General features: G+C 72.4%; 24 protein-coding genes and 1 pseudogene. 15 read left to right on the top strand and 10 right to left on the bottom strand.

Annotation, left to right across the window (positions count from 1 at the left end; translation table 11 throughout):
* Positions 1 to 113: 113 nt before the first annotated feature.
* The gene (locus ACQEV1_RS36915) at positions 114 to 266 is read left to right on the top strand and encodes a hypothetical protein (protein ID WP_285576369.1); all 153 of its coding nucleotides are present in this window, start codon (positions 114 to 116) and stop codon (positions 264 to 266) included.
* Here ACQEV1_RS36915 and ACQEV1_RS36910 read toward each other — a convergent pair.
* The gene (locus tag ACQEV1_RS36910) at positions 258 to 932 is read right to left on the bottom strand and encodes a TetR/AcrR family transcriptional regulator (protein ID WP_433400535.1); all 675 of its coding nucleotides are present in this window, start codon (positions 930 to 932) and stop codon (positions 258 to 260) included. The two genes, ACQEV1_RS36915 and ACQEV1_RS36910, sit on opposite strands and share 9 nt — an antisense overlap.
* 84 nt (positions 933 to 1,016) lie before the next feature.
* On the opposite strand from ACQEV1_RS36910, the gene ACQEV1_RS36905 reads away from it, so the two are divergent.
* Positions 1,017 to 1,955, top strand: coding sequence for an alpha/beta fold hydrolase (locus ACQEV1_RS36905; RefSeq protein ID WP_433400532.1), 939 nt, complete (start codon positions 1,017 to 1,019; stop codon positions 1,953 to 1,955).
* Positions 1,956 to 1,987: 32 nt separating this feature from the next.
* Here ACQEV1_RS36905 and ACQEV1_RS36900 read toward each other — a convergent pair whose 3' ends face one another.
* The gene (locus ACQEV1_RS36900) at positions 1,988 to 2,872 is read right to left on the bottom strand and encodes a DUF72 domain-containing protein (protein WP_433400529.1); all 885 of its coding nucleotides are present in this window, start codon (positions 2,870 to 2,872) and stop codon (positions 1,988 to 1,990) included.
* A gap of 23 nt (positions 2,873 to 2,895) precedes the next feature.
* On the opposite strand from ACQEV1_RS36900, the gene ACQEV1_RS36895 reads away from it, so the two are divergent.
* Positions 2,896 to 3,381 (top strand): glutathione peroxidase, encoded by a 486-nt coding sequence (locus tag ACQEV1_RS36895; protein ID WP_433400526.1) that lies wholly within the window; start codon positions 2,896 to 2,898, stop codon positions 3,379 to 3,381.
* The gene (locus ACQEV1_RS36890; protein WP_433400523.1) at positions 3,264 to 3,860 is read left to right on the top strand and encodes a TIGR00725 family protein; all 597 of its coding nucleotides are present in this window, start codon (positions 3,264 to 3,266) and stop codon (positions 3,858 to 3,860) included. The genes ACQEV1_RS36895 and ACQEV1_RS36890 overlap by 118 nt, the downstream gene beginning before the upstream one ends.
* Before the next feature lie 31 nt (positions 3,861 to 3,891).
* On the opposite strand, the gene ACQEV1_RS36885 is transcribed toward ACQEV1_RS36890, so the two are convergent.
* On the bottom strand, positions 3,892 to 4,521 hold the full coding sequence (locus tag ACQEV1_RS36885) for an LUD domain-containing protein (RefSeq protein ID WP_433400520.1): 630 nt from the start codon (positions 4,519 to 4,521) through the stop codon (positions 3,892 to 3,894).
* A gap of 179 nt (positions 4,522 to 4,700) precedes the next feature.
* Here ACQEV1_RS36885 and sigJ point away from each other — a divergent pair, with 179 nt between their 5' ends.
* Positions 4,701 to 5,567 (top strand): RNA polymerase sigma factor SigJ, encoded by an 867-nt coding sequence (gene sigJ / locus ACQEV1_RS36880; RefSeq protein WP_285635986.1) that lies wholly within the window; start codon positions 4,701 to 4,703, stop codon positions 5,565 to 5,567.
* A gap of 206 nt (positions 5,568 to 5,773) precedes the next feature.
* Here sigJ and ACQEV1_RS36875 read toward each other — a convergent pair whose 3' ends face one another.
* Positions 5,774 to 6,115: a hypothetical protein gene (locus ACQEV1_RS36875; RefSeq protein ID WP_285635989.1), complete on the bottom strand. Its 342-nt coding sequence runs from the start codon at positions 6,113 to 6,115 to the stop codon at positions 5,774 to 5,776.
* 91 nt (positions 6,116 to 6,206) lie between these two features.
* Positions 6,207 to 6,797, bottom strand: a complete 591-nt coding sequence (locus ACQEV1_RS36870; protein ID WP_433400517.1) for a hypothetical protein — start codon at positions 6,795 to 6,797, stop codon at positions 6,207 to 6,209.
* A 98-nt stretch (positions 6,798 to 6,895) separates the two neighbouring features.
* Here ACQEV1_RS36870 and ACQEV1_RS36865 point away from each other — a divergent pair, with 98 nt between their 5' ends.
* Positions 6,896 to 7,807 (top strand): oxidoreductase, encoded by a 912-nt coding sequence (locus ACQEV1_RS36865; protein WP_433400514.1) that lies wholly within the window; start codon positions 6,896 to 6,898, stop codon positions 7,805 to 7,807.
* A gap of 167 nt (positions 7,808 to 7,974) precedes the next feature.
* Here ACQEV1_RS36865 and ACQEV1_RS36860 read toward each other — a convergent pair whose 3' ends face one another.
* The gene (locus tag ACQEV1_RS36860) at positions 7,975 to 8,505 is read right to left on the bottom strand and encodes a methylated-DNA--[protein]-cysteine S-methyltransferase (protein WP_285576389.1); all 531 of its coding nucleotides are present in this window, start codon (positions 8,503 to 8,505) and stop codon (positions 7,975 to 7,977) included.
* 138 nt (positions 8,506 to 8,643) lie between these two features.
* On the opposite strand from ACQEV1_RS36860, the gene ACQEV1_RS36855 reads away from it, so the two are divergent.
* The 3 genes from ACQEV1_RS36855 to ACQEV1_RS36845 all read left to right on the top strand — a co-directional run bounded on the left by ACQEV1_RS36855 (position 8,644) and on the right by ACQEV1_RS36845 (position 10,678).
* Complete coding sequence (locus tag ACQEV1_RS36855) at positions 8,644 to 9,858, top strand: citrate/2-methylcitrate synthase (RefSeq protein ID WP_433400510.1); 1,215 nt, start codon at positions 8,644 to 8,646, stop codon at positions 9,856 to 9,858.
* A gap of 123 nt (positions 9,859 to 9,981) precedes the next feature.
* On the top strand, positions 9,982 to 10,320 hold the full coding sequence (locus ACQEV1_RS36850) for a hypothetical protein (protein WP_285576393.1): 339 nt from the start codon (positions 9,982 to 9,984) through the stop codon (positions 10,318 to 10,320).
* Between the two features lie 40 nt (positions 10,321 to 10,360).
* Positions 10,361 to 10,678 carry a DUF3817 domain-containing protein gene (locus ACQEV1_RS36845; protein WP_285576396.1) on the top strand — a complete coding sequence of 106 codons (318 nt, stop codon included), beginning with the start codon at positions 10,361 to 10,363 and terminating at the stop codon, positions 10,676 to 10,678.
* 460 nt (positions 10,679 to 11,138) lie between these two features.
* On the opposite strand, the gene ACQEV1_RS36840 is transcribed toward ACQEV1_RS36845, so the two are convergent.
* The gene (locus ACQEV1_RS36840; protein WP_433400506.1) at positions 11,139 to 11,576 is read right to left on the bottom strand and encodes a hypothetical protein; all 438 of its coding nucleotides are present in this window, start codon (positions 11,574 to 11,576) and stop codon (positions 11,139 to 11,141) included.
* A 34-nt stretch (positions 11,577 to 11,610) separates the two neighbouring features.
* Positions 11,611 to 12,069, bottom strand: coding sequence for a rhodanese-like domain-containing protein (locus tag ACQEV1_RS36835; RefSeq protein ID WP_433400503.1), 459 nt, complete (start codon positions 12,067 to 12,069; stop codon positions 11,611 to 11,613).
* A 71-nt stretch (positions 12,070 to 12,140) separates the two neighbouring features.
* On the opposite strand from ACQEV1_RS36835, the gene ftrA reads away from it, so the two are divergent.
* The 6 genes and pseudogenes from ftrA (at position 12,141) to ACQEV1_RS36805 (ending at position 16,882) form a co-directional block, all read left to right on the top strand.
* Positions 12,141 to 13,127, top strand: coding sequence for a transcriptional regulator FtrA (ftrA, locus tag ACQEV1_RS36830; protein ID WP_433400499.1), 987 nt, complete (start codon positions 12,141 to 12,143; stop codon positions 13,125 to 13,127).
* Between the two features lie 209 nt (positions 13,128 to 13,336).
* Positions 13,337 to 13,498 (top strand): annotated as a pseudogene (locus ACQEV1_RS36825) (helix-turn-helix domain-containing protein); the annotation flags it as partial.
* Between the two features lie 196 nt (positions 13,499 to 13,694).
* Entirely contained in the window at positions 13,695 to 14,252 is a 558-nt protein-coding gene (locus ACQEV1_RS36820; RefSeq protein ID WP_433400496.1) for an alpha/beta hydrolase fold domain-containing protein, read from the top strand.
* Positions 14,253 to 14,260: 8 nt separating this feature from the next.
* Positions 14,261 to 15,196, top strand: a complete 936-nt coding sequence (locus tag ACQEV1_RS36815) for a phosphotransferase (RefSeq protein ID WP_433400493.1) — start codon at positions 14,261 to 14,263, stop codon at positions 15,194 to 15,196.
* Positions 15,197 to 15,352: 156 nt separating this feature from the next.
* Positions 15,353 to 15,970 (top strand): hypothetical protein, encoded by a 618-nt coding sequence (locus tag ACQEV1_RS36810; protein ID WP_433400490.1) that lies wholly within the window; start codon positions 15,353 to 15,355, stop codon positions 15,968 to 15,970.
* Positions 15,971 to 16,042: 72 nt separating this feature from the next.
* The gene (locus ACQEV1_RS36805; RefSeq protein ID WP_433400487.1) at positions 16,043 to 16,882 is read left to right on the top strand and encodes an alpha/beta fold hydrolase; all 840 of its coding nucleotides are present in this window, start codon (positions 16,043 to 16,045) and stop codon (positions 16,880 to 16,882) included.
* 67 nt (positions 16,883 to 16,949) lie between these two features.
* On the opposite strand, the gene ACQEV1_RS36800 is transcribed toward ACQEV1_RS36805, so the two are convergent.
* On the bottom strand, positions 16,950 to 17,723 hold the full coding sequence (locus ACQEV1_RS36800) for an ABC transporter permease (protein ID WP_433400484.1): 774 nt from the start codon (positions 17,721 to 17,723) through the stop codon (positions 16,950 to 16,952).
* Positions 17,720 to 18,658, bottom strand: coding sequence for an ATP-binding cassette domain-containing protein (locus ACQEV1_RS36795; protein WP_285632179.1), 939 nt, complete (start codon positions 18,656 to 18,658; stop codon positions 17,720 to 17,722). The genes ACQEV1_RS36800 and ACQEV1_RS36795 overlap by 4 nt, the downstream gene beginning before the upstream one ends.
* Positions 18,659 to 18,665: the final 7 nt, after the last annotated feature.

Here is an 18,665-nt window from a genome sequence, read left to right as displayed (position 1 = left end):
CTTTTGAATCCTTTGCCGTTCGACAGCCCGGATTTGCGGGGCGTCGGTGCTGTCGCGGCACCGGACCGGGTAGTTACCCTCCGTATCTAGGTCGATACGAGGAGTGACCGAATATGAAGAAGGTCGCCAAATGGGGAGCCTTGGGCTTCCTGGCGTTCTACATGGTCAGCCAGCCCCACAAGGCGGCGAACGTCGTCCACGGCGCCCTCGGCGGTCTGACCGGCGCCGCCACGTCCCTGTCGAGCTTCGTCAGCGATCTACCCTGACCGTCGCCGCCGGAACCGAGTGTCCTTCGCGCGGGCCGGGCCTGCGGGCCCGGTCCCCGCGTCGCCGGTAGGGGTCCGATTCATTCCCGGATGTCGTCTCCCGGGGATACGGGCGGCGGCTGTGGCGACGGTTGCCAGGTCTTCGCTCGAGAAGCCGGCGCGACTCAGTACCGCCAGGGATTTGTTCGTTGCCAGCGTGCACAACGCCAGCTCTGCCGCCTCCTGATCATCGGCCCCCGCGGCCAGCAACGCCTGCTCCAGCATCGCCCGCAAATCGTCGATCATGGCGCGGACCATCGCCCGGCCCTCGGCGTCGAGGGCCGGGAACTGCGTTGCCGACACCGTGAGCAGGCAGCCATCCGGGACCGTCGGGTCGGCGATGCGGTTCAGGGTGACCTGCAGGTAGGCGGCCACAACGGCGCTCGGGCTCGGGTGGGGGCCGGACAGTGCCTGGACGTACAGCGGGTGGTAGGTCTGCGCGTACCGTTGGAGGCTTTTCCGGAAGAGGGCGCTCTTGTCGCCGAAGGTGCCGTAGAGCGAGCTCCGGCCCAGGCCCGTGCCCTCGGTCAGGCGGTCGATCGAGGCCTCTGAATAGCCCCAGCGCCAGAAGACGTGCATCGCGCGTCGTAGCGCCTCGTCCACGTCGAATTGCTTGCGGCCCGCCATGGTTCGTCAGCCTACACATCTTGCACCGATCGTTTCAAGATGTGTAGGGTCGCCGGCATGACAAGTTGCACTGATCGTTCCAAGATGAGTCCGGCCGACGGCACGACAAGCCTGGGTTCGCTGCGGCTGCCCGACGGGTTCACCGACGTCTTCACCAGCCGGCTCGTGGAGCTGAACGGGCTGCGGCTGCACGCGGTCACCGGCGGGGACGGCCCACCGCTGCTGCTGGTCGGCGGGTGGCCACAGACCTGGTACGCCTGGCGGAAAGTGATGCCCGCGCTCGCCCGCGAGCACACCGTCGTCGCCGTCGACTCGCGCGGGGCCGGGCTCTCCGACAAGCCCGACGACGGTTACGACGCCGGCACGCTGGCCGCCGATCTGGTCGCTCTGATGGCCGCGCTCGGGCACGACCGGTTCGACGTGGTCGGCCACGACATCGGCATGTGGACCGCATACGCCCTCGCTGCCGATCACCCCGAGCGGGTGGGCCGGCTCGCCGTCGTCGACGCCATCATCCCCGGTCTCACGCCGGCTCCGTCGGTCTTCAGCCCGGCCGCGGTCAACCAGCGGTTCTGGCACTTCGGCTTCAACCGGCTCACCGACCTCAACGAGGAGCTGGTCCGGGGGCGGGAGCGGCTCTTCTTCGGCTACCAGTTCGCCAAGAAGGCGGCCACCCCGGATGCGATCCCCGAGTACGCCGTCGACGTCTACGTCGATGCGATCGTCGCGGATCCTCGCGGGCTGCGGGCGAGCTTCGCGTACTACCGGGCGCTGGATGAGACGATCGCGCAGAACGAGCAGCGCAAGAAGACCCGGCTGACGCTGCCGGTGCTCGCCATCGGCGGCGCGCGGTACAGCGGCGCGATGGTCGCCGAGACGATGCGACTGGCGGCCGACGACGTCACCGAGGTGGTCCTCGACGACTGCGGCCATTACGCAGCCGAGGAACAGCCGGCGCGGTTCACCGAGATCCTGGAGGACTTCCTCGGTGGTGAACCGATGGCAGGTGTGCCGCACGGCTGACACATTCGTGGCGAAGAAGAATGTCTCGTAGTTCAGGGGCCGCCGTCGCCGGTCAGCAGGCTCATCAGGTCGGTCGCGTTGCGCTGGGCGTAGTCCTGGTAGCAGTTGTTCAGGAGCACGTGCGTCGTCTCGGCGTTCCCGGCCAGGTCGCGGATCTTCGGGGCGAGCTCCTTCAGCTCCTTCTCGCTGTAGAGGTAGCCGAACCGGTCGTAGATGTTCTTGCTCGTCCACTTGTCGGAGTGGCCGTGCAGCCGGACCACGGCCAGGTCCGACGTGGCGGCGAAGACCGGCGGGATCGAGCTCGTGTGGCCCTGCGGCATGTCCACGCTGACGTACGGCACGGCGTACCTGGTCAGGAAGTCCAGCGTCTCGCCGCGGTTCTCCTCGCTCATCCAGGTCCTGTTGCGGAACTCCACGCAGATCCGCATCGGATCGCAGCGGCGCCTGGCCTCCAGGATGTACTCCTTGTTCCGCTTCCCGATGACGAACCACTGGGGGAACTGGAACAGCAGCGCGGTCAGCTTGCCGGCCTCGTGCAGCGGCCACAGCGCGTCCAGGAACCGCTGCCAGACCTCGTCGGTCACCTCGTCCGGCAGGTCGCGCGGGTAGAGGTTCTTCTTGTCCGGCACCTTCTCCCGCAGGTCCTTGTACAGCGCGCCCGGCCGGGTGGGGTGCTGGGTGAGCAGCGAGAACGCCTTGACGTTGAACGTGAACCCCTCCGGCGTACGGTCCCGCCAGTAGCCGACCGTGCGCTCGGCCGGCGGCGCGTAGTAGGTGGAGTCCACCTCGACCAGCGGAAACCGCGACGCGTAGTAGTTCAGGCGCTGCTCGGCCGTCTTCACGTCGGACGGGTACCAGTCCGTCGCGAGCAGCGTCTTGTCGGTCCAGGAGGCCGTGCCGACCAGGATGTCGCCCATGGGACCAGACTAGGATCGGCGTCGTGTCGATCTATGACGTGGACATCCAACGCCTGCAGGGCGGGCCGGCCGACCTCGCGCGGTACCGCGGAAAGGCGGTGCTCGTGGTGAACGTCGCCTCCCGGTGCGGCCTCACCCCCCAGTACGAGGGGCTGCAGCGGCTCCAGGACACCTACGGCGAACGCGGCTTCACCGTGCTCGGCGTGCCGTGCAACCAGTTCATGCAGCAGGAGCCGGGCACGGCCGACGAGATCGCGGAGTTCTGCTCGGCGACGTACGGCGTCACCTTCCCGATGACGGAGAAGGTCGAGGTCAACGGCCCCGGCCGCCATCCGCTGTACGCCGGGCTCGTCGACACTCCGGACGCCTCGGGGCACACCGGCGACATCCGGTGGAACTTCGAGAAGTTCCTCATCGGCCCCAACGGCACGGTCGTGGCGCGCTTCGCGCCGCAGGCCGAACCCGACACCGACGAGGTCGTCCAGGCCATCGAGAAGGCGCTGCCCTGACCGCTGCCCTGACCCAGGTCGCGGTCTGCGGTCCGGGTGACTGCACCGAGACCGAACGCCGCGCCGCGTACGAGGTCGGCCGGCTGCTGGCCGCCCGCGGCGCGGTGGTGCTCTGTGGCGGGTACGGAGGCGTGATGGGCGCGGCGACCGAGGGCGCCCGGTCGGCCGGCGGGCTGGTCGTGGGCGTGCTCTCCGGCGACGACCGCGCCGAGGCCCACCCGGACCTCAGCGCGGCCCTCGCGACCGGCATGGGCCAGGCGCGCAACGCGCTGATCGTGGGCTCCGCCGACGCGGTCATCGCGGTCGGCGGTTCGTGGGGCACCCTGTCCGAGGTCGCCCACGCCCTGCGCCGGGGCACGATACCGGTGGTGCAACTCGGCGGCTGGCGCCTGTACGACCCCGACGGCGAACCGGTGCCGGGAGCGGCGGAGGCCGCCTCTCCGGAGGAGGCCGTCGCCCTCACCGGCCTGTGGCCTTGAGCGGCCGCCCCGCCCGCGCCCGCCAGGTGGTTCAGAATCCGATGGCCTCGCGGAGCAGCAGGACGGTGCCGCGCCCCGGATAGGGCTCCGCGTTCAGGACGAGGAGGCGGTTGACGGCGCTGGGCCACCCGTGGACCGCCTGGGTGCGGGCGCTCTCCAGCGGGAGGCAGTGGTCTTCGACGCGGCGCAGCGCGGTGCTCAGGTCGGGTACCACCTTCTGCGCCCCGACGATCCAGATCGCACGGGCGGCGCCGCCGGAGTAGGCGGGTAGCTGGCCTCCGCTGCCCGAGGCGACCACGAGGGAGCCGGTTTCGGTGACCGCAGCGACGCTTCCCACGACGACGTCGGGGCCGGCGAGCAGCCGCCGGATCTCGTCCCTCTGGGTGGCGCGGTCCAGGGCCAGGACACGTGGCTTGATGGCCTCGTACCGCCCGCTGGTGTTGATGTCCTCATCGATGCCGGACAGGCGGAGGGTCTCGCTGGCCCCGGTGAACACGCCGGCGCCCTCGGGTATCAGGTCCTTGACGCGGGTACGCGCGGCGGCGGCGTCCTCGAGGATCTCGACGGTGAAACCGTGTGCGGTCAGCGCGGCGGCCGCCCGCTCCAGGCGCTTCGCGGGCGCCGCGTCGGCGAACGACGGCGCCGGCATCGGGATGGTCATGGTGGCTCCTGGGATGGTCGGATGGGTTCGTCTGTGCGGTACGACAACGCGACCCTCCGGAATGTCAGGTGACGCGCCGGCCTGACGTTCCGGTGTGCCGTCTTGTCGTACTGGTGAGGGCAGACGCGACCGAGGGAGCCGCCGGCACGATGACCACCCGATCCGGGCCAGACGCGCTCATGAGTGAGCGGCGTCAGCTGATCAATCTCGCGTACCGGCTCCTGGGCTCCCTGGCCGAGGCCGAGGACGTCGTACAGGAGACCTACGCCCGCTGGTACGCCATGTCCCGGCGGCAGCAGGAGGCCATCGCGTCCCCCGGCGCCTGGCTGCGGACGGTCGCCGGCCGGATCTGCCTCAACCTGCTCGGCTCGGCACGGGCCCGGCGAGAGACCTACGTGGGCGAATGGATCCCCGAGCCGCTGCCGGACCGTACGGAGTGGATCAGCGCCGCCGTCGACCCGGCCGACCGGGTCACCCTGGACGAGTCGGTCGGCATGGCCTTCCTCGTGGTGCTCGAATCGATGACCCCGGCCGAGCGCGTCGCGTTCATCCTGCACGACGTCTTCCGCTACCCCTTCGCCGAGGTGGCCGAGGTCGTCGGCCGTACGCCGGCGGCGTGCCGCCAGCTGGCCTCCTCGGCCCGCCGCCGCCTCCGGGACTCGCGGCCTTCCGCGACTCCGGCCGCCCAGCGCGCCGGCGTCGTCAGGGACTTCAAGCGAGCGTGGGAGGCCAAGGACATCGACGCCCTGATCGGCCTGCTCGACCCCGACGCCACGGCGATCGCCGACGGCGGCGGCCTCGCCGTCACCTTCCCGGACCCCATCGAAGGCGCCGGGCAGATCGCCCGCGCCTGGATCGAGATCGCCCGCCGGAGACCCGGCACCATGGCGTTCCTGGAACGCACGGTCAACGGTCAGCCCGGCCTGGTGGCTCAGCAGGACGGTGTCATCGTGACGGTGTTCGCGTTCGAGGTCGCGGGCGACCGGATCAAGCGCATCTGGGTGGTACGCAACCCCGAGAAACTCCGTCGCTGGACGACGGGCTGAGTGGTCACCCGGGCTGAGTGAGACGGACGTACCCGTACGGGTTGAGGACTCCACCGCGGCCCGGTCCGCCTCATCGAACGAGGCCGCCGCCATACCGGTCCTGAACGCCTCCGGCATCCGAGGGTCGGGTGCGGCCTCGGAGCACTCCCGATCACCTCACGCGGAAGCCGCCCCGGGCGCGGTCCGGGGCGGCCTCGGTGGACCGTCTAGGGGCGGCAGTCCACGGCCATGACCTCCAGGGCGCCGGCGGAGCCGAGCGCCCGAGCCTGACGGCAGGTCCACGCCGACACGCGCGGGTGGTAGCGCGGCTGGGCGATGACCAGCTTGACCGGTCCGCTCACGCCGGTCGCCGGGGCGCCGCCGGAGGCCCGGCAGCCGATGCCGTGGATCAGGATCGGGACGCCGGTGTTCCCCGGGGTGTCGGTCTGACAGGTGTAGGTGGGCTCGCCGGTCGCGGCCGTGGCGGCCTGGGCGACGGGGGCAAGGGCCAGTACTCCTGCGGCGATGCTCAGGGTCAGGCCGAGTGGCAGCGGAGCTGACAAGCGCATGGTCTCCCTCTCGTTCAACTACCGTGCGCATACATGTAAACACGCTCAGTAGTCATCGGCCAGGTGTCGCGACCGTTCGGCCCGCGGCCCGCTAGTTCTCGGCGAGCAGGGCCTTGATGCGGGCCAGCGAGTCGGCGCCGGCGAGTTCGACCGGCATCACCGGGCCCTCGGCGAGGCGGTCGGCCAGCGCCGACACCGCCTCGGCGCGGGCGATCACGTACTCCCGCTCTCCGCCGCGCGGCGGGCGGCCCGCCAGCAAGCCCGCGACCTCGGCGAGTGCCAGATGCGCGGCGTCCCGTCCCATGCCGGCGCCGGGCGTGCGCTCCAGCCGTCCGTACGCCGCGACGAGGCGGCGCACCGAGGAGTCGGAAACGTCGAGGACGGTGCCGTGGCCGAGGGCCTCCCGTCGCCGGCGTTCGGAGCGGCGGCGCAGCGCGGTCAGCAGCGCCGCGTGGGCGGGCAGCGCCAGCCCGAGCGCGAGACAGGCGACCGCGATCACGGTCAGCCAGCCGGGTAGCCCCATGAGGAGCACCGCGACGAGCAGGATCCCGCCGCCGACCGCCAGCACCGCCTCCGGCGCCCCGATGAGCCGGGAGGCCGGCTCGCCGGCGGCCGGGCCGTCATCCTCCGGGACGTCGACGAGCGGACCGGGCCGGTGCGGGACGATGACCTGCGACGCCATGATCCCATTATTCGGCAGGCCCGGCCGGAACCCGGGGAACTCGCCGACCACGCGGTATCGGTTTCTCTAGCATGGCCCGCAGGGAAAGGCGGCGAGTGATGTCCAAGTGGACGACGGACGACATACCCGATCTCGCCGGAAGGCGGGTGATCGTCACCGGCGCCAACAGCGGTCTCGGCCTGCGGACCTCCCTGGAGCTGGCCCGCCACCGCGCCACCGTCGTCCTCGCGTGCCGCAGCGCCGAACGCGGCGCGCGGGCCCTCGCGACCGTTCGCGCGGCGGTGCCGGACGCCGACGTCGTCCTCGGGTCGCTCGACCTGGCCGACCTGGCGTCGGTGCGCGCCTTCGCCGAGTCGCATCCCGAGCCGCTCGACGTCCTGGTCAACAACGCCGGTGTGATGGCGCTGCCGCGCCGGACGACGGCGGACGGCTTCGAGGCGCAGTTCGGCACCAACCACCTGGGCCACTTCGCGCTCACCGGGCTGCTCCTGCCCGCCCTGCTCCAGCGGCCCGGCGCCCGCGTCGTCACGGTCACGAGCATGATGCACTGGCTGGGCAGCGCCGACTTCGCCGCCTTCGACGACGAGCACGGCTACCACAAGTGGCCCGCGTACTGCCGGTCGAAGCTGGCCAACCTCGTCTTCGCCAAGGAGCTCGACCGCCGGGCGCCCTTCGTCAGCGTCGCCTCCCACCCGGGATACGCCTCGACCAACCTCCAGCAGGCCGCCCCGCGGATGACCGGCCATCGGACGCGGGCCGCGCTGTTCGGCCTGCTGAACACGATGGTCGGCCAGTCCGACGCCGCCGGGGCGTGGCCCTCGCTGTACGCGGCGACCGCCCCGGGGGTGGCGGGCGGTCAGTGCTACGGGCCGCGCGGGCCGGGGCAGAGCCGCGGCGCGCCACGCCGCGTACCGACGCTGCCGCGCGCCGCCGACCCGGAGCTGGGCCGCCGCCTGTGGGAGCTGTCGGAGGAACGCACCGGCGTGTCCTACGACGCGCTGCCGACCTAGGGCCTGTCTCGAAGCCCCGCTGTCCTACTGCGCGGTGTCCAGACGACGCCTCGCCGCGTTGTCGTCGGTCGCCAGCCAACACCAGGCTGACTCCCTCCTCCGCCTTGCGACGCGCCGCCTGGACACCGCTCGTTACGGACGGGGACTTCGAGACAGACCCTGAGGCGTCAGGGTCCGGTCGCGGGGTCCCAGTCGAGGGTCGCGGGGATGGCGCCCTCCAGGGTGAGCAGCCAGCGTTTCACCTCGATGCCGGTGCCCCCGCTGTAGCCGCCGAGGCCGTCCGAGGCGACCACGCGGTGGCAGGGGACCACGATCGGGATCGGGTTGGAGCCCATGATCGTGCCGATTCCCCGTGCCGGGACGCCGGTGCCGCTGAGGCCGGCCAGCTCTCCGTACGTCACGGTGCGGCCGTACGGCACGCCGGCGTAGAGCTTCTCCAGCACCTCGCGCTGCGCCCCCGACGTGTGGCGCCAGTCGATGGGCAGGTCGAAGTCCGCCTCGCGGCCGTCGAAGTAGGCGGCCAGCCGCCGGCGTACGGTCTCAGTGCGCTCGGGGGCCGCCACGAGCGGCAGGCCGCCGCGCAGCCGCGCCCGCTCGCGTGGCGTGTCGCGGAAGGCCAGGCCGGACAGCCCGAGCGGGGTGCAGGCGTAGGCCAGCGTGCCCAGCGGGGTGTCCATGGCTTCGATCGCGACGTCCATCCCTCTTTCCTACCAACATGGGCATGCCCGCCGCTCGCGGGTTTCCGACATCACCCCGCGGCCGGAACGGGGGTTGCGGCGGCCGTTTCCCGGAGCGGAGAATGCCCGTCAATATTGACGGAAATCAATGGAGGCAGGGTGACGGAGCCGGGCGCATGGATCGACGCGGCGAGCGCGGCGGACCGGCTCGGCGTCAAGCCTGCCACGCTGTACGCCTACGTGAGCCGCGGGATGCTGCGCCGCGCCCGTACGCCGGACGGCCGGCGGAGCCTGTTCGACCCGGCCGAGATCGAGGAGCTCGCCCGGCGGGGCCGCCCTCGGCGCGGCGGGCACGAGCTGGTCATCGAGTCGCGGCTGACCGTTCTGGGCGACGACCGGCCCTACTACCGCGGACGCGACGCCCTCCGCCTGGCCGCGACTCACCGGTTCGAGGACGTCGCGCACTGGCTGTGGACCGGCGAGGAGACGACCGCGACGACGCCGTGGCGGGCCCACCCGGACGCGGTGGCCGCCGCCCGTGCGGCCCAGTCCGGGCTGGCGGCGGGCACCCTGCCGCTCGAACGCCTCCAGGTGATCACGGTGGCGCTCGCGACCGCCGATCCGCTGCGCCTCACCCTCGACCCGGCGGCCGTGACCGCCGCAGGCCGCAACCTCATCGCGGGCATGGTCGACGCGCTCCCGGGCGAGGACGATCCGGCCGCGACCGCGATCCCCGACCGCCTGTGGACCCGCCTCACGGCGGTGGAGCCGCGGCCGGAGCCGGTCGGGGCGCTGCGGTCGGCGCTCGTGCTGCTGGCCGATCATGAGCTGGCCGCCTCGACCGTGGCCGTACGGGTCGCGGCGTCCGTGCGCGCGGACCCGTACGCCGCCGTCGGCGCGGGTCTCGGTGTGCTCGGCGGGACGCTCCACGGCGGCGCGTCGCTCGGCGTCGAGGCGCTGTTCGCCGAGGTCGCCAGTCCGGACCGGGCGGGCCGGGTCATCGGCGAACGCCTCCGGCGCGGCGACCGCGTCCCGGGCTTCGGAGGCCGCCTGTACACGGGCGGCGACGCCCGCGCGACGTGCCTGCTCGACATCGTGCGCGCCACCGCTCCGGACCGCGACCGCCTGCGGGTGGTCGAGGCGGTCCTCGCCGAGGCACGGGCCCGGCGGCTGCCCGTGCCCGCGATCGACGTGGCGCTCGCCGCCCTCGCGTACGTCACCCGGATGACCGAGGGGGCGGGCGAGGCGGTGTTCGCCGTCGCCCGTACGGCGGGGTGGCTGGCCCACGCGATGGAGGAGTACGCCCGCGAGGTCCCGCTGCGCCCGCGCGCCGTCTACTCGGGCCCGCCGCCGGAGCGGCCGAAGTCGCGTTAGGGCCGGTGGCCGGGTGAGGCGGGGGCCGGCCGGCGGCCTTCCGGCCCACGCGGGGGCCACGGTCCTGTCGCTTGGGGCGGGGGTCCGGCACGGTTCCGCGACGACGCGGGTACGCTCACGTACGTGCGACGGTTCTTCACTCCCGGCTGGCTGGGGCTCCACCTGATCGCCATCGTGCTGATCGGGATCTTCCTGCTGGCCGGCTGGTGGCAGCTGACGCGTGCCGAGGGCGGCAACCTGCAGAGCTGGGCCTACGTCATCGAATGGCCGATGTTCGCGATCTTCGTGGTCGCGATGTGGATCCGCATGGTGCGCGACGAGCTGCGCGGCAAGGACGACCCGGGCACCGTGGTGCCCGAGCGCGCCGCGCCGCGAGTGGAGATCGACGACGAGGACGACGAGGAGCTGGCGGCCTACAACCGCCGTCTCGCCCGGCTGAACGACGAGAGCACGCGCCACTGACGGCGCGAGCCTCACGGAAGGACCTCCCGTGCAAGGAGCGGTGACCCGGTACCGCATCATGGCGTACGTGACCGGCACGCTGCTGATCGTGCTGTGCTTCGTGGCGGTCCCGCTGAAGATCTTCGCGCACAACGGCGTCCTGTCGAACGTCGTCGGAGTGCCGCACGGCATGATCTGCTATCCGCTGTACCTGCTGGCCACCTTCGACCTCTACCGGCGGGCCCGCTGGCCGCTGGGCAAGGTCGTCGTGATCGTGCTCGCGGGCGTGATCCCGTTCCTGGCCTTCTACGTCGAGCGCCGGGTCGTGAACGAACTGCGCGACCGCCCGGAGCCGGCGGCGCCCGTCGGCGCCGCCTGACGTTTCCTACCGGAGGGGCGTCGGCCCGCGGCGGCGTATGGTCCGCCGCGGGCCGACGCGTCTTACGGCCCCCGGTCAGCGGCCGTCCGGGGCGCCGGAGGACCGGTGTCGCAGGTCGGGGGCGCCGGGCCGGCGGCATCGGGGACCGCCGACCCGGCCGTGGCGGCCCGGTGCCGTGGGGGCGTACGGCGCCGGCGCCGAGAGGACAGCAAAGGGCGGATGGCGCGGGGTGCCGCCAGGAAACGGATGGGGGGAATCATCCGCCGGCGTCGTTTCGCCGTCACGACCCTCATCGGCCCTCCTCGAATCGCACACGATGGCTCGGGCGGACCCGCCCAGGCGTAATCACCGAGTGTTGCGATCTCGTTACTGTGAGTACCCTCGGTTGATGAGGACGTAAACCCAGGTCAAGCAAGAAATGTGATCGGGTCTTCAACGGGACAAAGATCACTCCGCGTGGTCAATGATCAGTAGCGGAACGGTCCTGGGGGGCGGCGAGCCGGACGTGGGTCACATACGGTCCGGCCGTACGGCCCGGCGCCGGCGCGTACGCGGGGCGGGACCGGGGCAGGGCCGTCTCCACCTCGGCGAGCGGGTATCCGAACAGGTCGACGTCGGCCCAGACGACCGGCACGCGGCCGGCGACGTCCGCCATGCCGCCCGGCCGCTCGAAGGAGACCTCCGCGAGGCCGGCGCCGCGGCGCGGCCCGCCGAGGACGCCGAGGACGAGATCGCCGTACGCGGCCCCGAACGCCCAGGCCGCGCCGCAGACCCAGCTCTCGCGTACGTCGGCCAGCGTCGAGACGGCCCACTGCGCGTCGTGCTCGGACATCCCGAATCGGAGCGTCCCCGCCCCGTGCGGCAGCTCGACGCCCACACCCGGCAGCAGTGTGAACATGCCGTCATCATGCCGTGCCCCGCGAGGCCGTGGATCAGCAGCCGCAGGTGATCGACGCGACCGGGGCGGTGAGCGGGTCGGCGGGCTGGACGACCCGGCCGGCCGGAGTCTGGACCGCGAAGCCCTCGCGCACCCAGTACTCATAACCGCCGGTCATCTCCTTGACCCGGTAGCCGAGGCGAGCGAAGGCGAGCGCGGCGCGGGTCGCGCCGTTGCAACCCGGGCCCCAGCAGTACGTGACGACCGTGACGTCCCGCGGCACGACGGCGGACGCGCGTGCGGCGATCTCGCCGGAGGGCAGGTGAACGGCGCCGGGCAGGTGGCCCTGTGCCCAGGACTCGGCGCTGCGGGAGTCGACCACGATCAGTCCGGGCACCCCGGCCTCCAGGTCGGCGTGCACGTCGGAGACGTCGGTCTCGAACGCCAGGCGAGCGGCGAAGTGGGCGGCGGCCTCGGAGGGGTCCGCGGGAGCGGTGGACAGAACAGAGGACATGCCGACGATGCTCGCGCGCCCCGGCCGCCGCCACCAGTGGCACTGACGCCGCCGACCGCTAGGATCCCGCCATGCTCAGCCCGCCCCGGCGCCGGCGGACCGTCGCGGTGCTCGCCTACGACGGCATGTCACCGTTCGAGACCGGCATCGTCACCGAGGTGTTCGGCCTGCCCCGACCCGAACTGGACGTGCCCTGGTACGACCTGACGGTGTGCGCGGAGCGGCCCGGCCCGCTCAACGTCGTCGGGGGAGCGACCCTCGACACCCGGCACGGCCTGGACGTTCTCGCCTCCGCCGAGACGGTGATCGTGCCCGGCGTCAGCGACGTACGCGGCGGGTCCTCGCCCGCGCTGGTCGCGGCGCTGCGCCGGGCGCACGCCCGGGGCGCCCGCGTCGTCTCGATCTGCTCGGGAGCGTTCGCACTGGCCGCCGCGGGCCTGCTGGACGGCCGGCGCGCGACCACGCACTGGCAGTACGCGGACCTGCTGCGCCGCCGCTTCCCCCGCGTACGGGTCGACCCCGACGTGCTCTACATCGACGACGGCGACGTGCTGACCAGCGCCGGCAGCGCGGCGGGCCTGGACCTGTGTCTGCACCTGGTACGCCGGGACCACGGCCCGAGCATCGCCAACGCCGTGGCGCGCCGGCTGGTCGTCCCGCCGCACCGTGAGGGCGGGCAGGCCCAGTTCATCGAGGCGCCGATGCCGCCCGACGTCGACGACGACCGGATCACCGGCAGCATGACCTGGGCCCTGGCGAACCTCCGGGCCGAGATCACGGTCGAGACCCTGGCCCGCCACGCCCACATGTCCACCCGCACGTACCTGCGCCACTTCGCCCGCTGTACGGGCACCAGCCCGATCCGCTGGCTGATCCACCAGCGCGTCCAGGCGAGCCTGCCACTCCTGGAGCGAACCTCGACGCCGATCGAGGAGATCGCCCGCGCGGTCGGCTTCGCCAGCCCGGTGACGTACCGTTCCCACTTCACCCGGGCGATGCGCACCTCACCGTCGGCCTACCGACGCGCCTTCGCCGACGTTCAGGGCGTCGGGCGGTAGTAGAGGCCGAGGACGGCGACGTCCTTGCCCGGAGTGTGTTTGAACCGCGCCAGTTCGTCGATCGAGACCGGCTCGGCCGGTGACGCGCCCCAGGTGACCGCCTCGAGCGTCGTCGAGACGACGAGTTCGGCCAGGGTGTTCATGCGGTCGGCGATTCGCCGGTCGACGTTCGTGCCGAGTTCGCCGGTCCAGTAGGCGGCGAGGTCGGTGTGAGTGGTGCGGCCGAGGACGAGTGTGTCGACCTCGTCGAGTTGCTCGACGGAATAGTCGGCGAACTCCTGCCCGAAGGTCTGCCAGCCGGAGCCGCGGTCGGCTCGCAGTCCACGCTCAGCCGGCAGATCGCCGCCCTGGAACGATCGCTCGGCTGCGTGCTGCTGCGGCGCTCCACCCAGGACGTGGCGCTCACGCCCGCCGGGCAGGCGCTGCTCGACCGGCTCCCCGGCGTGCTCGATGACATCGACGAGGTCGTCGAGCAGGTCCGGTCGGTCGGCGGGGAACTGGCCGCCCGCATCCGGCGGCTCGGCGACTCCTTCGCCGACCTGACCTCCGCTGACGTGGAGGCGTTGCGTGCGGCGGCCGAGCGGCACTACGGGCTCCTGCACCTCGTACCGGACGTCGACTTCACCGCGGTCGTCACCGGCGGCGTTCCCGGGCTCGTCGCCGAGCCGCCCGACGCCCGCCGCGCCTGGGTCCTGCTCCTGCGACTCAGGGCGGCCGCTACCCGCCCGCTGCGCGCTGTTCACCCCGTACGTCGACATCAGCGCCGCCGCCCCGGACGCCCTCCCGGACGCCCCCGCGCCGAGCGCCACCCGGCAGGGCGCGGCATGGGGCGTCGCCCGCTACCTCGACGGGCATCCCGTGGACGATCCCCTCCTCGATCCGCTCCACGCCGACCTGCGCGGGCTGCCCCCCATGCTGATCCAGGCGGCGGCCGGTGACGAAGGACCGCCGGACGCCGAACGACTCGCCGAGCACGCACGCTCCCACGGCGTCGACGTACGGCTGGAGATCTATCCGGTGGCCGCGCAGAGCTTCCAGCTCTACTGGTCCTTCCTGCCTGAAGCCGTCGACGCGATCGCCCGGTTCGGCGAGTACGCACGGGGCGTGTCTCACGCTGCTGGTTGACTGGCCCGATGCGACCCGAGGAGACGGACGCGATCGCCGAGGCGCTCGGTGGAGCGGTGCGCGCGGTGTCCACGCTGGCGGGGGGCTTCTCCCACGAGACGTGCCTGGTCACCTACGCCGGAGGGCGGGTCGTCGCCCGCCTCGGCGGCCCCGCCCCGGCCGTGGAGGCGGCGGTGATGGAGATGGCCCGCCGCCACGTGCCCGTTCCGGAGGTGCTGGCCGTCCTTCCCGCGACGGAGCGAACCCGGCCCGCCATGCTCGTCGAGTACGTCCCGGGCACGCTGCTCGACCGGGTGCTCGCCACGGGCGACGACGGCGCGGGCATGCGCGACCTCGGCGCGGAGGTCGGACGGGTCGTCGCCGGCATCGCCGCGGTGCGCTTCGACCGCCGGGGCTTCTTTACCGGTGACCCGCCGGCCGTCGGCCCGGAGCGCCCGTGGTCCGAGCAGCTTCCCGCGTTCGCGGAGAAGTGCATGGCCGCCACTCCCGGGAGCCGCCTGGACGAGGCCGCGCGGCGATCCTGGGCCGGCCTGTGCGGAGCGCACGCCCCGGCGCTCACCGCCGTCGACGACCACGCGCGGCTCGTGCACGCCGACGTCAACCCCAAGAACATCCTGGTCGCCCGCACCGGCGGGGGCTGGCGCGTCGAGGCCGTCCTGGACTGGGAGTTCGCCTACTCCGGCTGCCCGTACGGCGACGCCGCCAACATGGCGCGCTTCGGCGACGGCTACCCGGCGGCCTTCCTCGACGGCTTCCGTACGGGTTTCGCCGATCACCGGCCCGCCGGTTCGCCGCTGCACGAGGACTGGGCGTACCTGGGCCGCGTGCTGGACATGTTCGCGCTCAGCGACCTGGTCACCCGCCCTCTCGGTCACCCCGTCGCCGACCAGGCGGCGGAGCGGATCCGGCGCTGGACCACCGAGGGCGTGCCCCGCTCGCTCTGAACCGCGGACGGCGCCGCCGCGTCGACGTGGCATCCCGTCGGCGCCGGCGTGCGAGGTGGACGGCCGTCACCGGCCCGGACGAACTGTCGTGCAATCGAGCGGGTCGTGAGGCGGGTGGCGGCGCGGACCGCGCTGCCGGCTTGGGAGGCTGGTGTCGTGAACACCTTCGACGGCGCACGCGCCGGTTACCGGCGGTCGGCGGGCTCGCCGCGCGGCGAGGCGAGACGGCGTGAGCTACTCGACCGGGTCACCGACGACCTGGCGGTGAACGGGCTCGTGGACTTCTCGCTCCGGCGTGCCGCGCGGGCGGCCGGCACCACGCACAAAGTGCTGCTCTACCACTTCGACGGGGCCGATGACCTGCTCCGGCAGGCCGTCTTCAAGTTGCGCGAGCGCCGCATCGGCAACGCGCTGCCCGCCATCGCCGCGCGGGGCGGCACGCTGGCGGAGGGGGTGCGCGCCATCTGGCCGATCCTGATGGAGGAGGAGTCGGGGCTGCGGCGGGTGCTCGACCAGGCGATGGGCCTGGCCATGTACGACCCCGCACGGTACGCCGACCTGGGGCGGGAGGCCTCCGGGCAGTATCTGCCGCTGCTGCGGTCCCTGTGCCCGGCCGACTGGACCGAGGAGCGCGGGGCCCAGGTCGCCCAGATGATCCTCGCGACCCTACGCGGCTTCCTGCTCGAACGGCTGATCAGCGGGGACGACTCGGGGGTCACCGCGGGCTTCGAGGCCCTGGTCCGGACGCTGGAACGCGAGGAGGCCGCCGACTAGCCGTACCCCCGTGCGGGCGTATGCGAACCACGTGGTTCACTTCTTGGGAGGGAAGCGGAAGGGAGCCACGGCATGAGAGAGATCACGCTGTCCGGCGGCGTCATCGAGTACGAGGACACCGGTGACGGCCCGGTGCTCGTCCTGTTGCACGGCCTGATGATGGACGCCTCGCTGTGGGACGGACCGGTCGCCGACCTGTCCGCCGACCACCGATGCGTCGTCCCGACGCTGCCTCTGGGCGCGCACCGCCGGGCGATGGACCCCGGGGCGGACCTGTCGCTCCCGGGCGTGGCGCGGCTGGTGGCGGAGTTCCTCGACCGGCTCGACCTGCGCGACGTCATCCTGGTCGGCAACGACACGGGCGGCGCGCTCGTCCAGCTCCTCCTCGGTGAGGACCGGCCGCGCGTGGCCCGGGCGGTGCTGGTCTCGTGCGACGCGTTCGACAACTTCCCGCCGGGCCTGACCGGCCGTACGCTCGTGCGCTCCGGCCGGCTGCCGCCGTGGCTGTTCGGCCTGTTCATGCAGCAGATGCGGCTCCGTGCCGCGCGGCGCCTGCCGCTGGCGTTCGGGCACCTGACGAGGCGCGGCGACGCGGCCACCGCCCGGTGGATGCGCCCGGTGCTGACCCGGCCGGACATCCGCCGCGACACCGTACGGGTCCTGCGCGCCGCCGGGGCGGATACGGACGTCCTGCTGGCCGCCGCGGAACACCTGCCGAAGTTCGACCGTCCGGCCCTGGTGGTGTGGGCGACCGAGGACCGCGTGATGCCCCTGGAGCACGGCCGCCGCCTGGCCACCCTCCTGCCGCGGGCCCGCCTGGCCGAGGTCGACGACAGCGACACGCTCATCCCCCTGGACCGGCCGGCGCGACTCGCCGAGCTCATCCGGGCCTTCACCCGCGAGCCCGTCTGAGACGTCGGTAAAAGGTTCAGGGCCGTCAGACCTGTCGGTCTGACGGCCCTGTCCGGCCGGTTCACGGTCAGGCCTTGTTGAAGGTGCTTTTGGCCCAGAGGTAGGAGAGCGCGGCGATGCCGACGCACCAGGCGGTGGCGATGGCGCCGCTGTTGCCGATCGGAGTGCCGAGGAGCAGGCCACGGACGGTTTCCATGATCGGGGTGAAGGGCTGGTAGTCGGCGAACCAGCGGAGGACGGTGGGCATGGAGTCGGTGGGGACGAAGCCGCTGCCGAGGAAGGGCAGCAGGACCAGGGGCATCGGGGCGTTGCTGGCGGCCTCGGGAGAGGAGGACTTCAGGCCGAGGGCGACCGACAGCCAGGTGATGGCCACGATGAACAGGGTGAGCAGTCCGACGGCGGCCAGCCATTCGACGACCGTGGCGTTCGGACGGAAGCCGATGGCCAGGGCGATGCCGATGAGGACCGTCATGCCGAGGAGCTGTTGGATGACGCTGCCGACGACGTGCCCGGTGAGGACCGATGCCCGGGAGATCCGCATCGTGCGGAAGCGGGCGATGATGCCTTCGGTCATGTCGGTGGCGACCATGACGGCGGTCCCGGTGGCGGCGGTGGCGGCCGCCATGAGGAGGATGCCGGGGACGACGTAGTTGACGTAGGTGTCGCGGCCGCCGCCGATGCCGGTGCCGAGGGTGCCGCCGAAGATGTAGACGAACAGCAGCAGCAGGATGACGGGCGTCACGATCAGCTGCACGGTCATGGACGGGTAGCGCACCAGGCGCTTGAGCTGCCGCCGGACCATGGTCGAGGAGTCGCGCATGGCGAGGGTGAGGGTGTTCATCGGGTGGCCTCCTTCTTCTGACCGGTGAGGGTGAGGAAGACGTCGTCTAGGTCGGGGGTGTGGACGCTCATCTCGTCGATCTCGACCGAGTGTTCGTCCAGGAGGGCGAGCAGTTCGCGGATCGCGCGGACGCTGCCGTCACTGGGCACCTGCAGGGTGAGGGCCTCCGGGTCGGCGACTCCGGCGCCGACGACCTGGCGGGCCGCGTCGAGCCGGTGCGTGCCGGCGAATCTGAGCTGGATGTGGCCGCCGGGGATGAGCCGCTTGAGCTCATCGGCGGTGCCTTCGGCGATCAGCCGTCCGTGGTCGAGGAGGACGATCCGGTCGGCGAGCTCGTCGGCCTCTTCCAGGTACTGCGTGGTGAGGAAGATGGTGACGCCGTTCGCGACGAGCTCGCGCACGATCTGCCACATGGAGCGGCGGCTGCGCGGGTCGAGGCCGGTGGTGGGCTCGTCCAGGAAGATGAGGCGGGGGTCGCCGACCAGGGTCATCGCCAGGTCGAGCCGGCGCTGCATGCCGCCGGAGTAGGTCGCGGCCGGTTTGCGCGCCGCGTCGACCAGGTCGAAGCGGTCGAGCAGCTCGGCGGCCTTGCGCTTGCCGTCCCGGCGGGACAGGTGCTTGAGGTCGGCCATGAGGAGCAGGTTCTCCTCGCCGGTGAGCAGCTTGTCGACGGCCGAGTACTGGCCGGTGACGCCGATCGCGCCGCGCACGTCGTCCGGCCTGCGGGCCAGGTCATGGCCCGCGACCTGGACGGTGCCGCCGTCGGCGGGGATCAGGGTGGACAGGATCTGGACGGTGGTGGTCTTGCCCGCCCCGTTCGGGCCGAGCAGGGAGAAGATCGTTCCTTCGGGGACGGCCAGGTCGACGCCGTCGAGCACGACCTTGTCGCCGTAGGACTTGCGCAGCCCGTTCGCCGCGATGGCCAGGTTCGTCATGGTGTTC

Source organism: Actinoallomurus sp. CA-142502 (genome assembly GCF_050936355.1).
GTDB lineage: Bacteria > Actinomycetota > Actinomycetes > Streptosporangiales > Streptosporangiaceae > Actinoallomurus > Actinoallomurus iriomotensis.
Note: the sequence above shows the minus strand (reverse complement) of the source record. Positions and strands in the feature narration are given on the sequence as shown.

Bases quoted from the DNA above. Each gene is read 5' to 3' on its own strand.
- sigJ (WP_285635986.1), top strand. From the start codon at position 4,701: ATGAGTGAGCGGCGTCAGCTGATCAATCTCGCGTACCGGCTCCTGGGC.
- ACQEV1_RS36835 (WP_433400503.1), bottom strand. From the start codon at position 12,069: ATGTCCTCTGTTCTGTCCACCGCTCCCGCGGACCCCTCCGAGGCCGCC.
- ACQEV1_RS36885 (WP_433400520.1), bottom strand. From the start codon at position 4,521: ATGACCATCCCGATGCCGGCGCCGTCGTTCGCCGACGCGGCGCCCGCG.
- ACQEV1_RS36805 (WP_433400487.1), top strand. From the start codon at position 16,043: ATGAGAGAGATCACGCTGTCCGGCGGCGTCATCGAGTACGAGGACACC.
- ACQEV1_RS36870 (WP_433400517.1), bottom strand. From the start codon at position 6,797: ATGGCGTCGCAGGTCATCGTCCCGCACCGGCCCGGTCCGCTCGTCGAC.
- ACQEV1_RS36905 (WP_433400532.1), top strand. From the start codon at position 1,017: ATGAGTCCGGCCGACGGCACGACAAGCCTGGGTTCGCTGCGGCTGCCC.
- ACQEV1_RS36875 (WP_285635989.1), bottom strand. From the start codon at position 6,115: ATGCGCTTGTCAGCTCCGCTGCCACTCGGCCTGACCCTGAGCATCGCC.
- ACQEV1_RS36900 (WP_433400529.1), bottom strand. From the start codon at position 2,872: ATGGGCGACATCCTGGTCGGCACGGCCTCCTGGACCGACAAGACGCTG.
- ACQEV1_RS36860 (WP_285576389.1), bottom strand. From the start codon at position 8,505: ATGGACGTCGCGATCGAAGCCATGGACACCCCGCTGGGCACGCTGGCC.
- ftrA (WP_433400499.1), top strand. From the start codon at position 12,141: ATGCTCAGCCCGCCCCGGCGCCGGCGGACCGTCGCGGTGCTCGCCTAC.
- ACQEV1_RS36840 (WP_433400506.1), bottom strand. From the start codon at position 11,576: ATGTTCACACTGCTGCCGGGTGTGGGCGTCGAGCTGCCGCACGGGGCG.
- ACQEV1_RS36915 (WP_285576369.1), top strand. From the start codon at position 114: ATGAAGAAGGTCGCCAAATGGGGAGCCTTGGGCTTCCTGGCGTTCTAC.
- ACQEV1_RS36795 (WP_285632179.1), bottom strand. From the start codon at position 18,658: ATGACGAACCTGGCCATCGCGGCGAACGGGCTGCGCAAGTCCTACGGC.
- ACQEV1_RS36800 (WP_433400484.1), bottom strand. From the start codon at position 17,723: ATGAACACCCTCACCCTCGCCATGCGCGACTCCTCGACCATGGTCCGG.
- ACQEV1_RS36865 (WP_433400514.1), top strand. From the start codon at position 6,896: ATGTCCAAGTGGACGACGGACGACATACCCGATCTCGCCGGAAGGCGG.
- ACQEV1_RS36815 (WP_433400493.1), top strand. From the start codon at position 14,261: ATGCGACCCGAGGAGACGGACGCGATCGCCGAGGCGCTCGGTGGAGCG.
- ACQEV1_RS36910 (WP_433400535.1), bottom strand. From the start codon at position 932: ATGGCGGGCCGCAAGCAATTCGACGTGGACGAGGCGCTACGACGCGCG.